Genomic DNA, 15,924 nt, shown 5'->3' on the forward strand with positions numbered 1-15,924 from the left:
GTAATTGCCATGAAAATATATAATAAAATAACTGGTCTATTTATACTACTAATTGGTAGTATAATGTTAAACTCTTGCGATGAGAATCTAGATTTAGATCCATTATATTCACAAGATGCAGAATCATATTTTAATACTCCTGCAGATTATGAAAGAGCATTAGTAGGTGCTTATGATTTAATGCAAACATCTTATTTAAATCTTTGGATTGGAGAAATTGCATCAGATAATGCTATTGCCGGTGGTGAAAGTGTTAATGATACTCAAGGATTACATGAGATTGAATCCATGAACCACAATGCTATTAATAATGAATTAAGAAGTGTTTTTCAGTTCAATTATGCCGGAATAACAAGAACTAACTATTTATTCATTAACAAGGATAATATAGATTTTAATGGGAAAGAAGCCTTATTTGGTGAAGCACACTTTTTAAGAGCATATTATTACTTTCAATTAGTTAAATACTTTGGTGATGTACCTTTGGTTATTGACAAATTTTTAGGTGCTGATGAGGTAAATAGTATAGAACGCAGTCCAGCATCTGAAGTATATGCACAAATCGAATCTGATTTAATTCAAGCATCAGAGGTTTTAGATTGGACAGTATCTGTAGAAGGTAAAGTTACTAAAGGTGCTGCCCTAGGTTTATTAGGTAGAGTTTATTTGTATCAAGATAAATTTGCTGAAGCAGCTGCAGTATTAGAACAAATCATTGATGAAGGACCATACAGTTTAATTTCTGTGGCTTCTAGCGAGGAATATGCTAGTTTATTTAGTGTATCCGAGGAAGGGAATTCAGAATCAGTATTTGAAATTCAATATTCAGGGCAAGAAGGTGGATCATACGGATGTTTGGTTTGCCTGGAAGGATTTGCCGCAGTAGGGTTTCAAGGAATCAGACAATATGAAGGACCTGTTTATGGTGACGGCAATAGTTATAACCTTCCAACTGAGGATTTATATAATGCATTTAGTTTAACAGATATAAGAAGAGACGGAAGTGTGTTAAATCTCGATGAGTTTATAAACGCACAGCCAAATGCGGCTGACATTTCTTACGCTATTGGTGGCGGTGGTCATACTGGCTTTTACAATAACAAATACATAAAAAGACAAGATGAATTGGGATTGCCAGATACAGATTTAACAAGCCCTGTTAATTACAGATTAATTCGATTATCGGATGTTTATTTAATGGCTGCAGAAGCATTAAATCGAAGTGGTGCTAATGATGCAAAAGCCTTAGAATATTTAAATGCTGTCAGAGAAAGAGTAGGAATGCCAGCCTTAAGTTTGAGTGGTAGCGCATTAACTGAAGCAATATGGGCTGAAAGAAGGCTTGAATTAGCCGGTGAGGGCTTCAGATTCTGGGATTTAGTTCGAACAGGTAAGGCTGCTGAAGAAATTGAAGGGTTTACTGCTGGTAAGAATGAGTTATTCCCGATACCTCAAATTGAAATCGATCTAGCAGGTGGAAATTGGACTCAAAACCCTAATTATTAAAAAGAAATAAATCATAAAATTATGAAAAAATATATTTTCAATTTATTCATTCTCTCGTTGCTTTTTGCTTTTACAGCATGTGATGAGGAGTTTGTGCTTGAAGAAGCACCTACAGCTGAAGAAGCTAGCTTTGATGTTGCTACTTCTTCAAAAGGCGAGAATTATGTGGTGTTTACTAATAATTCTGGTGGATTTATTAAAAAATGGGATTTTGGAAATGGCGCGAGTGCTGAAGGAAGTGAAGTAGAAGCATATTTCCCTTTTGAAGGTCAGTATGAAGTGACTCTAACTGTATACGCAGAAGGTGGCTCTGTGAGTTCTTCACAAACTGTAGATATAACTACTACAGATCCTACAATTTGTAATGTTGAATTCTTAGAATTGTTAACCGGTGGATGCGATCAAACTGAAGGTAAAACCTGGGTAATTGATGCAGAAAGATCTGGTCATTTTGGTGTAGGTCCTCCAAATGCAGCAGGACCGGATTTCTATGCTGCTGGTGCTAATGAAAAAGAAGGGGGTGGAATGTATAATGATGAATACACCTTCATTCTTAATCAGTACCAATTTGTACAGGAAACAAATGGAGATATATATTTAAATCCAGCACAAGAAAGTAATTTTCCTGGTGCCTTCGAACCATCAGTTGGTGATAGAAAAGCACCCTATGAAGCGCCTGAGAATATTAATTTCTCTATCTCAGAAAATACTGAAGGACAAGCTGTTATAAGTTTTAATAATAACGGATTTATAGGTTATAATACAGGAGTTAATACCTATACAATTCTTTCTATTTCAGAGAATGAAATGTTTATAAGGTTTGATGATGCTGCTACTCCTGATTTATCCTGGTTTCATAGATTAATTAGAAAAGGCTATGCTCCAATAGAAGCAGGCTTCTCTGTAGAAACTTCAGAATTAACAGCAACATTTACTAATACTAGTTTAAATGCTGAGTCATATTCTTGGGATTTTGGTGACGGGTCAACCAGTGTTGAGGAAAGTCCAATACATACTTATGCACAAGATGGTACTTACGAAGTAACATTAACTGTTACAGCTCCTGGACAATCAGCTGAAATTACGCAAGAAGTTTCGGTTTCCGCAGCACCTAAAGTTTTACCATTTACATTTGAGGAAAATGATACGCAATTTGGAACATTTGGAGGAACTGTATTTAATGTAATAGATAATCCGGATCCGTCAGGAGCAAATACATCAGCACGAGTGGGAGAGTTTGTTAAAGGAACCGAGTTTTCATTTGCTGGTTTAGCGCTATTATTAGATGAAGCTGTTGATTTTAGTGAAAACACTACCTTATCAATGAAGATATGGTCACCAGTTGCAACAAATGCAATTCTTAAATTAGAAGCTGCAGGTGATCCAGATACATTTACAGAACAAAATGTTAGCATTCCTGCAGCAAATGAATGGGTTGAATTAACATTCGATTTTACTGGTGCTCAGAATAATTTAAGAAACCTAGTGATTTTTGCTGATACCGATAATAACAATGGAGGTACTTTCTACATAGATGATATAGCTTTTGCAACTGAATCAGCTGATGCAATTACATTAGATTTATTAACTGGCGAAAATGGAAAGGCATGGATGTTGAAGCCAGGTCCAGGATCATTTGGAGTTGGTCCAGCGAAAGGTAGTGACGAATTCTACCCTAATGGAGCTGATATATCAGGTGAAAGACCATGTTTATTTAATGATTTATTCATTTTTAAAACTGGCGGGCAGTATGAGTATGATACACAGGGTGATATTTTTGCAGAGCCATACATGGGATTAGATGCAGGTTGTACTGATGATACAGCTTTAGAAGGTACAGATGCAGCTGCGTGGGGACCAGGTAAGCATTCTTTTTCTCTTACTCCGGCAACTGACATCGATCCTGCTTACATAACAGTTAGAGGAACTGGTGCTTTTATCGCACTACCTAAAGCCTATAATGGAGGCGAATATGGTTCTGCACCACCAAATATGGACGCTACAGTGAAATATGAAGTTTTAGATTACTTTAAAAATGCTTCTGGTGAGGAATTATCTTTAACAATAGATGTATCAGGTGATGGTTCAGCATTTTGGAATTTTGTTTTAGTACCGGCCAATTAAAAAAAAATGGCAGGAGGTGAATTATCTCCTGCTTATTTTGATTTATATTCTAAAATCATAATGATGCTAATAAGGTTGCAACTCATATTATGTTCTTTTTTATTCATTTCTTGCTCTGAAAGCGATGATGAATTTGAAGTACTGCCTCCTTCTAATCTTAATGTTGAGGTAGTAAATGATTCTGAAACACCTGGTAAAGTTACGGTATACGCAACAGCTGAAAATACCAATTATTTTTCATTCTCATTTGGAGATAATACTGATATAGTGGAAAATAAAGATGGTGATATCACTCATTCATATAGCCAAGAAGGAGAATTTGAAATCACTGTTAAAGCCCATGCTACCGTTGATGTTTATACTTCTAAAACTCAGCCTATATCAATTGTTTTAACTGATGGTGAAGGAGTGAAAAATGAAGGTTATGAAAGTCCTTTAGAATACGAAGGTTTTAATTTAGTCTGGCAGGATGAATTTGACTCAGATCAACTTTCTGATGATTATACTTTTGAAATTGGTACAGGAAGTAATGGTTGGGGTAATAATGAACTTCAATATTATAAAAAAGAAAATACCAGGCTAGAAGATGGGTTCCTTGTAATTCAAGCTAAAAAAGAAAATTTTGGAGGTAGACAGTATACATCATCAAGAATTATAACTGAAGGTAAAAAAGAATTCAAATATGGAAGAATAGATATAAGGGCTAGAATGCCGTATGGTCAGGGGATTTGGCCTGCTCTTTGGATGTTAGGTGGCAATTTTAGAGAAGTCGGATGGCCATTTTGCGGTGAAATTGATATTATGGAAATGATTGGAGGACAAGGAAGAGAGAATACTGTTCACGGAACTGTGCATTGGCAAAATAATGATGGATACGCAAATTTCGGTCATAAAAAAACACTAACTGACAGAACACTATCTGAGCAATTTCATGTATTTTCAATTATATGGGATGAAAATCATATAGAATGGTTAATTGATAATGAAGCTTACGGGGCAATTGATATAACGCCATCTCATTTAGATGAATTTAGAGAAGAGTTTTTCTTTATTTTCAATGTAGCAGTTGGAGGTAATTGGCCGGGCTCACCTAATGAAGAAACAAAATTTCCACAAGAAATGTGGATTGACTATATTCGAGTCTTTCAACCTTAAATTACATATTCAATAACTTTAATTACTAAAACTATGAAACCCTTCATTTTAAGATTGGCAGGCCTTTCTATGTCTGTATTATTGTTGTTCTCATGCAGTTCAGAGAAAACAGCTGTGACCACATCTTCTGATTATAATTATAAAGTAGACTCATTACTGTCTATAATGACATTGGAAGAAAAAGTTGGGCAGTTAAATCAATATAGCTTAGGTAGTGAATTTACAGGGCCAAGCAGTAAAAAAGGGCAAGATAGTATTAGATATCAGCAGCTGATTTCAGGTCAAGTTGGTTCTGTATTAAACCTTTTAGGTGCTGAAAATACCCGAAAGATGCAAAAACTTGTAGTAGAAGAGACCAGACTCGGAATACCTCTTTTATTTGCATATGATGTAATACACGGTTATAAAACGATGTTTCCAGTTCCTTTGGCCGAAAGTAGCTCTTGGAATCTAGATTTAATGCAAAAAACTGCTGCCGCTGCTGCCGCAGAAACAGCTGCATCAGGAGTGCATTGGACTTTCGCACCTATGATTGATGTTACGGTTGATGCAAGATGGGGCAGAGTTATGGAAGGGGCTGGAGAGGACCCATTTTTACAATCTGAAATAGCAAAAGCTAGAATAAAAGGATTTCAAGGATCTGATTTATCCTCAAATAGAACGATAGCGGCTACAGCAAAACACTTTGCGGGCTACGGTTATGCTGAAAGTGGTAAAGATTATAATTCAGTTAATATAAATAATTACATCCTTCATAATCATATTTTACCTCCCTTTAAAGCTGCTGTCGAAGCAGAAGCAGCTAGCTTCATGAATTCATTCAATGATATAAATGGAGTTCCTGCCACGGCAAATGAATATTTGTTGCAAGAGATATTAAGAAATAAGTGGGATTATAATGGAGTTGTAGTTTCAGATTGGAATTCAATAGGGGAGTTGGTGAATCATGGCGTTAGTGCTGACCTGAAGAACGCTGCAAAAAAGGCAATTAATGCTGGTAGTGAAATAGATATGGAAGGTACCGCCTATGTTCAAAATTTAGTGGATTTAGTTAATATTGGAGAGCTTAAGGAATCAATTGTTGATAAAGCAGTTCGTCATGTATTACAATTAAAATATGAATTAGGTCTTTTTGATGATCCTTACAAATATTCTAATATTCAAAGAGAAAAAGAAGTTGTCGGACATGAGTCTCATTATCAATTAGCCGAGGAAATGGCTAAAGAGTCAATTGTATTATTGAAAAATGAAAATGAGCTTTTACCGATAAAAAACACCAATAATATTGCAGTAATAGGACCACTGGCAAACGATCAAGATACTCCTTTAGGTAACTGGAGAGCACAAGCGGTGTCAAATTCAGCTACCTCACTATTAGACGGGCTTAAAAATGCATTACCTAATTCTAATATAGAATACGCAGAAGGAGTTAAACTATCAATAGGCCCTAATAACTTTTTTGAAGAACAGCTTATAAATCAGGATGACAGATCCGGTTTTAAAGAAGCTATTCAACTAGCTAAGCAATCAGATCTTGTTATTCTAGCTTTAGGCGAAACTGCTTACATGTCGGGAGAAGCGAGAAGCAGAGCAGATATCGGTTTACCTGGTCTTCAACAAGAATTACTTAAAGAAATTCATGCTGTAAATCCGAATATAGTATTGGTGCTTATGAATGGAAGACCTCTTTCTTTAAGCTGGGAAGATGAAAATATACCCGCAATAGTAGAAGCTTGGCACTTAGGTCAAAAAGCCGGAGATGCTATTGCAGCTACTTTAGTAGGGGATAATAATCCTTCTGCTAAGTTGACGATGAGTTTTCCTCGCCATGTAGGTCAAATCCCAATTTATTATAATCATAAAATTACGGGTAGACCGTCTACGGCTCCTGGAATGGTATTTTATTCACATTACACTGATGTAGTTAATTCACCTCTTTATCCATTTGGTTATGGTTTAAGCTATTCTGAATTTGAATATGGTGAAATTGAATTATCGGCTAATGCTATGAATGAATCAGAAGAAATTACAGCATCAATTGATATAAAAAACATATCTAATGTAGATGGTAAGGAAATTGTTCAACTCTACATTCAAGATTTAGTAGCGGAGGAAACTCCGATGGTCAAATCCTTAAAAGGATTTAAGAAAGTAGATATAAAAGCAGGAGAAACTGTTCAGGTGGAATTTAAAATCACTAAAGATATGCTTTCTTATTATAAATCAAATGGAGAGTTGACACTGGAAAAAGGAGCTTTTCATGTTTTTATTGGGCCTCACTCACAAGTCCAGAATTATGAAGAAATTGTATTAAAATGAAATTTGCTTATCTATTAACCTTAATTATTGTATTCAGCCAATGTAGTCCAAAGGAAACCAATTTAGTCTGGTCAGATGAGTTTGATGATGTGCAGAAGCTAGGTGAAAAATGGAATATTGTGGAAGGAAACGGATGCCCAGAACTTTGTGGATTTGGAAATAATGAATTACAGTATTATACCGCTTTGGAAGAGAATCTAAAAGTTGAGAATGGTAAATTAATTATTCAAGCATTAAAAGATCATAATCGAACTTATACTTCTGCCAAGTTAACCACAGAAAAAATGGCGGAATGGCAATATGGATATATAGAAGTTAGAGCTAAACTACCTGATGCAAGAGGTACATGGCCTGCAATTTGGATGTTGCCTACTTTAGACAAGCGAATTGAATGGCCAAAAGATGGTGAAATAGACATAATGGAATATGTGGGTTACAATCCAGGCACTGTTTATGGAACTATTCACACAGAAAGTTATAATCATATAAAAGGAACTGAAAAATCAGATTCTATAAAAGTAGAAGATGCAGATGAAAATTTTCATACTTATGCTATTCACTGGACGGATCAAAAAATCGAATGGTTAGTAGATGATAATCCCTATCATGTGGTCTATAAAAAGAGTGGTGATAATTCAACTTGGCCTTTTGATAAGAAATTTCACCTTATAATTAATTTGGCAGTTGGTGGTAATTGGGGAGGGAAATATGGAGTGGATGATCAAAGTTTTCCTCAGGAGTTTGTTATTGATTATGTTAGAGTTTATTCTGAAAAGCCTACCAAAACTAATTACAGTCAAGCATCCATCGATTGAAAATAAGATCCATTTATAAAATTTACTGGCTATTGATGTATATACACCAAAATTTTTTGGTATTATAGCTGTTCACTTTAAAAAACTATGGGAAAATGTCGAAAAAAGGACTTTTAATATTAATTGCATCAGTGGCAGCCTTAGGTGGTTTGCTATTTGGTTATGATACTGGTATTATAAATGGTACTCAGTATTATTTCAGTAAATATTTCGAGTTAAGTGCTGCCATGAAAGGCTGGGTGGTCAGCAGCGCTTTATTAGGATGTTTAGTTGGTGCGCTAATAGCAGGACCAATGACCACAAAAATTGGTCGAAAATTGACATTAATTGTTTCAGCATTATTATTTACAATTTCAGCAGCTGGGTCTGGATTACCATCTTTTTTACCTGAGAGCATCAGCCTATTAGTAACTTTTAGAGTGATAGGCGGTTTAGCTATTGGATTAGCCTCAATGGCTGCACCAACTTATATAGCCGAAATTTCACCAAAAGATAAAAGAGGGGTATTGGTAACTTTCTACCAATTGGCAGTAGTAACTGGTTTCTTTGTAGTATTCCTAGCAACCTATTACATAGGTGAAAGCTATAGTTCAGAACAAGGTAAAATCGATGAAGGATGGAGATGGATGTTTTGGTCTGAATTAATTCCTTGTATTATATTCCTTGTATTGACATTGTTTATACCTAAGAGCCCAAGATGGTTGCTGTTGGTGGGCCGTGATGAAGAGGCTAAAAAAGTTTTGGATTCCTTACACGAAGGTGTAGAAGCAGATAGAGAATTAGCTGAGATTAAACAATCCTTAGCTAAGGAAAGGAAAATAGAAAAAACCAACATCAATATTTTCCAGAAGGGGGCTTTTGCAATAATAATCATAGGTTCATTATTGTCCTTATTCCAACAATTTACGGGTATCAACGCTGTATTGTATTATGGTGGAGATATTTTTGAAAAAGCTTTAGGATATACCCAGGATGATGTTTTGGCACAACAAATATTACTAGGTGCGGTCAATTTCACCTTCACTTTTGTAGCGATGTTTACAGTTGATAAATTGGGAAGAAAACCATTGATCATGATCGGATCCTTTGGAATGTTACTAGGGTTTATCCTATTAGGAGGATCTTTGTATTTTGAGCAAGTAGGGTTAATTTCATTAATAGGAGTATTATTATTTATTGCATCATTCGCCATGAGTATGGGGCCTGTTACCTGGGTTTTATTATCCGAAATGTTTCCTAATAAAATTCGAAGTATTGCAATGTCAATAGCAGTAGCTATACAATGGGCAGGTAATTATTTAGTTTCTCAATCATTCCCAATAATTGCAGATAGTGAACACAATGAAGTAGTGTGGAACAAATCATTACCCTATGTAATATTTGGAATCTGTATTATTATACTAATTATCTTTACTAAAAAATATATAATTGAAACCAAAGGTAGAAGCCTGGAGGAATTAGAAGATATATGGGCTGAAAAGTATGGTGAGATAAAATCATAATAGAATACTATTTAGCAGTGAAGCTTATCTTATATCGATCTAATTCGATATAAGATAAGCTTTTTTTATTGTGTTAATCTAAGAGTTTGTGTTAATCGTACAAATGTATAAAAGTAACTTATACACCGATAGAACTGTTTTTTGACCTTTTATTCATATTCTATCTTAGAAACTAAAAATTGTATTAATTAAATAATATGTAAATTATATTAAATAGTGTGCCAACCTTTTTCATACAAGCTGTGTCATTAATACCAATACAATAGGAATACTATAAATATGAAAAGATTTTTTTCAACATTTTCGTTATTGATGGCCGTGGCGACCAGTCTTGTAATTTCTAATAATTACTATAAGCAGAAGGATGCTCCTTATTCAGCTAAGAATAATACGAGTATAGAAAAATCAATTGATTTAACGGAAGCAGATGTTTATCAATCTAAAAGAAACACTGCATTTGTGAGTTTGCCTCACTAAGTCATTATATACCCTATAATTATACTTATCTTTACGCCAAAATAAAGCTTACAATATGGCGTATTACTTAGCAAAGTTTATTCTCTGGTTGGGAGGTTGGAAAGTATCCGCTGAAATACCTGAAAATACAAACAAAGCAGTTATGATAGCTGCACCACATACCTCTAATTGGGATTTAGTTTGGGCAAGAGCGGCTTTTTACATACTCAAAATCCCTGTCCGTTATACAGTTAAAAAAGAATTATTGAAAGGTCCATTGAAATGGATCTTGAATGCTTTTGGTGCTATTGGTATTGATAGAACTCATAAAAATGGTAAAAAGCAATCGATGACAGAAGCCATGATTAAATTATTCGATGATCGAGAAAAACTAGTGATTTTAGTGACCCCTGAGGGTACTAGAAGCTATCAACCTAATTGGAAAACTGGCTTTTATAGGGTGGCAGAAGGAGCAAATGTTCCTATATTATGTGGTTATTTAGATTACAAAAATAAAATTGCAGGCGTTGGGCCTAGCTTTGAAGCAAAAGGGGATATGGATGCGAATATTGAAAAGATAAAGGATTTTTATAGACCTATTCAGGGCAAATACCCTGAACAGGGCGTTATATAAATTTATTCTTCTTTAAAATCTAAAGCTGCTGAATTCAGACAATATCTTAAGCCTGTAGGTTTAGGGCCATCTTCAAATACGTGGCCTAAATGTCCTCCGCATTTTGCACAGACTACTTCTGTGCGAACCATGCCTAAAGATCGATCTTCAACTTCTAGCACATTTTCATCATTAATAGGTTTAAAAAAGCTTGGCCATCCTGTACCACTTTCATATTTCGTTTCAGAACTGAATAATTTAGTTTTACATCCATTACAAACAAAAACACCTTCCTTTTTGAAATCATTATATTTTCCAGTGAAGGCCCTTTCAGTTCCGGCTTCTCTAAGTACTTTGTAAGCCATAGGATCTAAGGCTTCTTTCCATTCCTGCTCCGTTTTTTGAACTTCAAATGTATGGTTTTTCAGTTCCTTTTTTGTTTCAGAGCTGCTGTTGTGTTGTGCACAGGCTTGAAAACATATTGACATGAAGGCTACGGTCATAATTGTACCGATTTGACTTATCGTAAGATGTTTCATTTTTTTGAATTATTAATTACTGATGTGTTATTATACTGTTATAAAAAGATTTGGTTTTGTATTTTTCCAATTATGGCTTTGCATATTTAAACTTATCTAATTTCTCAGTTTTTAAATATTGATATAAACCCGAAACAGCCACTGTTTGTGCCAAAGATATATCTACTGATCCATCATTCTGTATGTATTTTTCATCTAAATAGGCATGCTGAATGCTACCAATAACTAATATTGTTCCATTCACTTTTATTGGATGTTCTTCTTCAAATTTTAATCCCAATTTTATATTAGATTGCTTTACATAGGGAGGGATAAAACTATGAAGATACTCTTCTTGAAATCCGCATCTATGAAATTCCGATTCAGCTTTTTCATATTTCGCAGACGTTTGATGCGCTTTTTCAATAAAGTCCTCCTGTACATGATTGATGGTGTAAAACCCAGTTCCTTTAATGTTAGAATACGTATGTCTTTCAACTGTAGTAGGTCTAAGTATGAAACCTAGGTAGGGTGGATTTGCGCCAATGTGAACTACTGAATTAAATATAGCTAAGTTTGTTTGCTTATTTTTATCAATTGTACCGATCAAATTAGCGCTTTTGAAGCCTGATATCGTATTGAAGAAATTTCCTCTATACCGACTTTCCATTTCATCTATTGCCTTTTTATCAATATGTAGCATATCATAAATTTTATTGATGTAAATACATATATTTAATGATATTGTTTTGGTTTTAACTTTATTAGAAAAAAATATGAGTGTTCTTTATGTGGGAAATTAATTATAAGCTTTAAAATAAGTATAGCATAATTCAACTAAGGCTTGGCTATAAAACTATCTATACTTTAAGTCAAAAGTTAATTAATATTATCATCTATTTGATCTTGCTCTCTGCTATTGGCATTTATTACCTCAATACTATTTGCTTCTTGTAAATCACTTAGATCTACATTGTCTAATAACTTATTAATATGTCTCGTGATGATGTCCAATTCCTTTCCAGTTTCTTGAATAAGGCTTAATATCTTTTCATATTCAGTCTGCTGAGATAATTTTAAAAGATTCAACAAACCTATCATTCTGCAAATTGGGCCTCTGAGCTCATGTGAATTCATGAATGCATACTTTGAAAGTCTATCATTTTGTTCCCTAAGTTTACGAGTTCTGTCTTGAACAATCTCCTCCAATCTTTCATTGTTGGTGGCTATTTCTTCACTCTGACTTATTAATTCCTCATTTTGGGCCTGTATTTCATCATTCATTCTTTGAATTTCTTGAGTACGAAGTTTGACCTCTTTTTTTAGTTTTTGTTGGTTTTTAAGTATAAAATAGAATCTTATCCTATAAATACTGTAAAGAAGAATGAGAACTCCTATTATTGAAATAGCAACAAACCAATAAGTGTAGTAAAAGGGTTTTTCGATAGTAAAGCTCAAGCTTTTAGGTACACTCCAATTATTATTATCCAGGCTAGACTCTACTAAAAACTCAAAGTCACCTGGAGGTAAATTAGTATAACGAACTGAGTTTGAATTTGGATTATCGATATAAAGCCAGTCTTCATCAAAACCATTGAGCTTGTAACGGTAATTGATTTGATTCTCATCAAAATAGGATACCCCTAGAAATTGAAATTCAATAGTATTATTATCATGTTTTAAAATATTTTGACTTTCAGTTAAAACACTTCCTTCAAGAGTTTCAGCCTTTTTAAGTTGAAGATTTGGAATTAATTCCGTACTTAAATCTTCATCAAAATTATAAACGGATGCTCCCATTTCAGTTCCTATCCAGACTTCCTCTTTGTTAATTTGAAGAAATGCATTTCTATTGATTTCATCACCCACTAAGCCATGTGCTTTATTGTAATTGGTGATATCCATACCATCCCAAATAAAGATACCTTCATTCGTTCCCAACCATAAATTATTATTCTTGCTCACAAATAAGCTGTAGATGGCAACTCTATTTAGTTTTTCAGATGTGAAAAAAGGTACGATTTGCTTATTTTTAATAACAGCTAAACCTCCGCTAGTTCCTATGAAATATTGATCGTTCCATTTACATACATTGTAAACATTACTGTAAATGCGAGATGATGATGTGAATTGCTGAATATTTTTAGTAGAAGGATTATATAAAAATAAACCTTCAGAAGTGCTTAATGCAGCTATTGTATCTTTATTTAATTGACTTATATTTCGAATATAAGGTACTTTTACTTCTTTTTTTATTACACCTTCTTCATAACTATATAAAGCTACATTAGTTGAATAGTATAATTTATCATTGATAAATTCAACAGAGGTTACAACATGATCTTCATTTTTAGTCTTCCAATCGAGATTTATGACTTCCTGACCATCATACAATTTTAATCCAGCAGAATTAGCTGCAATAAAAAGCTGATTTGAACCATTAGTTGCTAAATCTAGAATTCTTATGCCAGCTTGAAAGCCAATATTTAGTTTTTTAACAATATTTCCATTTTCAAGAAAATTAAGCTGATTTTGGTTTGCTAAAATTAGCTGCTGGTCATGGTACGTTATCGCAGTTACTTCATCATTTGCTAAGCCTATGTTTTCATTGTAATTCTGAAATCTAAGAACATTAAATTTAAATAATCCTCTATGATCACCTACCCAAACATTGTTCTCAGTATCCACATAAATTCTGTTGCTTTGGGCATTGAATACACGACCATTAATGTAAAGAATCTTTCCATAACCAGTTGATCTATCTAGAAATTGTGCAGAACTCATGCTACTATAAAAAATTCTACCAAAGCGATCCACTGTTAAATTATGTTTATTAAATCTACTGGATGAATTAACTCCTGTATCATTACTAAGGTATTTAAATTCATCATCCTGATATAAAGCAAGCCAGTTTATGCCTAATAGGTATAAATCTTTTTTGTCCCAATGGATTTGTAGAACCTCATCATTAATTTCTAGATGTTGATTAACAGGATGGCTTGAAATAGAATTATTAAGTGTATAGAGACCTTCAGAAGTGGAAATGTAAGCTATTTTATTATGAAACTTAATCGAGTTTATTCTGTAATAAGGATTATCGGATAATTGATATTTTTGCAAGGTAGAATTGCTAGTTTCATGTAAATAAATAGTGTTTCTACCCCCAATAATAATACTGTAACCAGAATTATTTAACCTGACATCAAAAGTGAATTTACCCTCAATTTTTTCTATACCCTCTAGCTTCACTGATTGCCAGTTTTCATTTTTATAATATTTAATTACAAAATCATTGCTATTCTGTCCTGCCGTCCAGACTGAGCCATCTTCCAAGGCTCTTATGTATGAGTAAGGGGAATTTGGTAATTGAAGACTATCAGAGAAAAGATGCCATTTTAAGGAATTATAATTTACAACTCCTTTTGAAGTCATAAACCACATTATTCCATCATTGGCTTGTGTAATATCAAAAATTGCATTTGTAGGCATTCCATCACGTATGGAATACACCTTAGCCGGATAAAACTGTGACCATGCTGTGGAATGAATAATTCCTAAGAGTAGGAAGATGTTAATGATTCTGATTAATACAGTCAGTCTTTTCACAACAGTTTTATGATTCTTTATGGCAATATTTAATAGAACATTCACTTAATATATTTTAATGAAACCTTGTATAAAAAGTTTTTGTAGAATTAAATTTTGATAGTTTGATATAAAAATAACGTTTATAAAATTAAAATTTATAGTTTGTCTCTTTTCAGATATGATTTTTCGATTAAACAACATGGATTGTTTACTAAACCTTCATATTATGTGATAATATCTTCCTTTAATTGTCGTATTATTCTCTTCGCAATTGAATTAGCTACTTGAACAGCCCCATCCATATAGCCAGGAAACTGTAGAGCAGCCTCTGTGCTTGAGATGTAAAGTTTATGATCAAAATGACTAATCCTGAAAATAGGATGACCGTTATTTTGGTGTGGAATTAATTGGCTTTCAGATGAATCATATGTAAACAACTCTTCACTCCAAATGCATTCTTTATACTCCAAATATTCTGAGGCCTTTTCACCAAATACATTTTTGATTTGATTTAGGACTGCTTTTTCTCTTTCTGATTTGGATAATTGAGAATATGCAGGATTCATAAAACCACATAGAGCATATCTTGATCTTTCATGATTACAATGATCATAAAATTCAACTATTGGACCACTATTGCTAAACAATGTACCAGAAAGTCCATTTTCTACCCAAAATGGTGACTTATAACTGAGTCCAACTTTAATAGATTCTTCCATCCAAGTATGAGTATCTTTAGCAACTGAAATTAGTTCATTCGGAAGGCTTGGACTTATTTCTATTTTATTTACCCATAATTTTGGCGGTATAGCCAATACAACTTGATCTGCTGTAAATACATTATTAGCTTTAATTATGAATCTATTTTTATCATAGGAAATTTCTGTTACTGCCTGATTCAGAAACACATTGTTGTGATTAATGAGATTAAATAAAGTATGAATAAGATGTGAAGATCCACCACATATTCTATAAGAAGGAGCCTGAGGTGGTATATCAATCGGTTGAGCTGGAGAATTTGAATTTGCCTGATATAATGATTTACCTTTTGTAAATTGCTCAAATGATTCTATATCTAATTCTTTTAATAAATTAATAAGGTTTTGATGTTGACTTCCAAACCATGTGGCACCCATTTCAATAGCCGTATTTTCCTCAGCTTGTACAGTATTTATTCTCCCACCTATTCTGTTTCTTGCTTCTAAGATTGTATAGGGAATGTTTTCTTGATGTAAGCGATAAGCGGTAAGTAATCCCGATAATCCTGCCCCAATAATTATGACCATGTTTTTAGAAATTGAAATATTTTGATAAATAAAGCATTAACT

General features: G+C 33.6%; 12 protein-coding genes. 8 read left to right on the forward strand and 4 right to left on the reverse strand.

What is annotated here, in order from left to right; translation table 11 throughout:
* Positions 1–9 precede the first annotated feature (9 nt).
* From QYS48_RS14100 to QYS48_RS14135, 8 genes are all read left to right on the forward strand, one after another.
* Positions 10–1,506: a RagB/SusD family nutrient uptake outer membrane protein gene (locus QYS48_RS14100; protein WP_308356472.1), complete on the forward strand. Its 1,497-nt coding sequence runs from the start codon at positions 10–12 to the stop codon at positions 1,504–1,506.
* 21 nt (positions 1,507–1,527) lie between these two features.
* Positions 1,528–3,630: a PKD domain-containing protein gene (locus QYS48_RS14105; protein ID WP_308356473.1), complete on the forward strand. Its 2,103-nt coding sequence runs from the start codon at positions 1,528–1,530 to the stop codon at positions 3,628–3,630.
* A 6-nt stretch (positions 3,631–3,636) separates the two neighbouring features.
* On the forward strand, positions 3,637–4,785 hold the full coding sequence (locus QYS48_RS14110) for a family 16 glycosylhydrolase (protein WP_308356474.1): 1,149 nt from the start codon (positions 3,637–3,639) through the stop codon (positions 4,783–4,785).
* Positions 4,786–4,818: 33 nt separating this feature from the next.
* Entirely contained in the window at positions 4,819–7,104 is a 2,286-nt protein-coding gene (gene bglX, locus QYS48_RS14115; protein WP_308356475.1) for a beta-glucosidase BglX, read from the forward strand.
* Positions 7,101–7,919: a glycoside hydrolase family 16 protein gene (locus QYS48_RS14120; RefSeq protein ID WP_308356476.1), complete on the forward strand. Its 819-nt coding sequence runs from the start codon at positions 7,101–7,103 to the stop codon at positions 7,917–7,919. The genes bglX and QYS48_RS14120 overlap by 4 nt, the downstream gene beginning before the upstream one ends.
* A 95-nt stretch (positions 7,920–8,014) precedes the next feature.
* Positions 8,015–9,421: a sugar porter family MFS transporter gene (locus QYS48_RS14125; RefSeq protein WP_308356477.1), complete on the forward strand. Its 1,407-nt coding sequence runs from the start codon at positions 8,015–8,017 to the stop codon at positions 9,419–9,421.
* Positions 9,422–9,700: 279 nt separating this feature from the next.
* Positions 9,701–9,898 (forward strand): hypothetical protein, encoded by a 198-nt coding sequence (locus QYS48_RS14130; protein ID WP_302101044.1) that lies wholly within the window; start codon positions 9,701–9,703, stop codon positions 9,896–9,898.
* 55 nt (positions 9,899–9,953) lie between these two features.
* A complete protein-coding gene (locus QYS48_RS14135) occupies positions 9,954–10,511 on the forward strand; it encodes a 1-acyl-sn-glycerol-3-phosphate acyltransferase (protein WP_308356478.1) in 558 nt (185 codons plus the stop codon).
* A gap of 2 nt (positions 10,512–10,513) precedes the next feature.
* Here QYS48_RS14135 and msrB read toward each other — a convergent pair whose 3' ends face one another.
* The 4 genes from msrB to QYS48_RS14155 all read right to left on the reverse strand — a co-directional run bounded on the left by msrB (position 10,514) and on the right by QYS48_RS14155 (position 15,882).
* Positions 10,514–11,029: a peptide-methionine (R)-S-oxide reductase MsrB gene (gene msrB, locus QYS48_RS14140; RefSeq protein WP_308356479.1), complete on the reverse strand. Its 516-nt coding sequence runs from the start codon at positions 11,027–11,029 to the stop codon at positions 10,514–10,516.
* A 70-nt stretch (positions 11,030–11,099) separates the two neighbouring features.
* Positions 11,100–11,711, reverse strand: coding sequence for a flavin reductase (locus QYS48_RS14145; protein ID WP_308356481.1), 612 nt, complete (start codon positions 11,709–11,711; stop codon positions 11,100–11,102).
* Between the two features lie 176 nt (positions 11,712–11,887).
* Positions 11,888–14,659, reverse strand: coding sequence for a triple tyrosine motif-containing protein (locus QYS48_RS14150; protein WP_308356483.1), 2,772 nt, complete (start codon positions 14,657–14,659; stop codon positions 11,888–11,890).
* Positions 14,660–14,820: 161 nt separating this feature from the next.
* Positions 14,821–15,882 (reverse strand): NAD(P)/FAD-dependent oxidoreductase, encoded by a 1,062-nt coding sequence (locus tag QYS48_RS14155; RefSeq protein WP_308356484.1) that lies wholly within the window; start codon positions 15,880–15,882, stop codon positions 14,821–14,823.
* Between the last annotated feature and the right edge of the window lie 42 nt (positions 15,883–15,924).

Source organism: Marivirga arenosa (assembly GCF_030503895.2).
Classification (GTDB): domain Bacteria; phylum Bacteroidota; class Bacteroidia; order Cytophagales; family Cyclobacteriaceae; genus Marivirga; species Marivirga arenosa.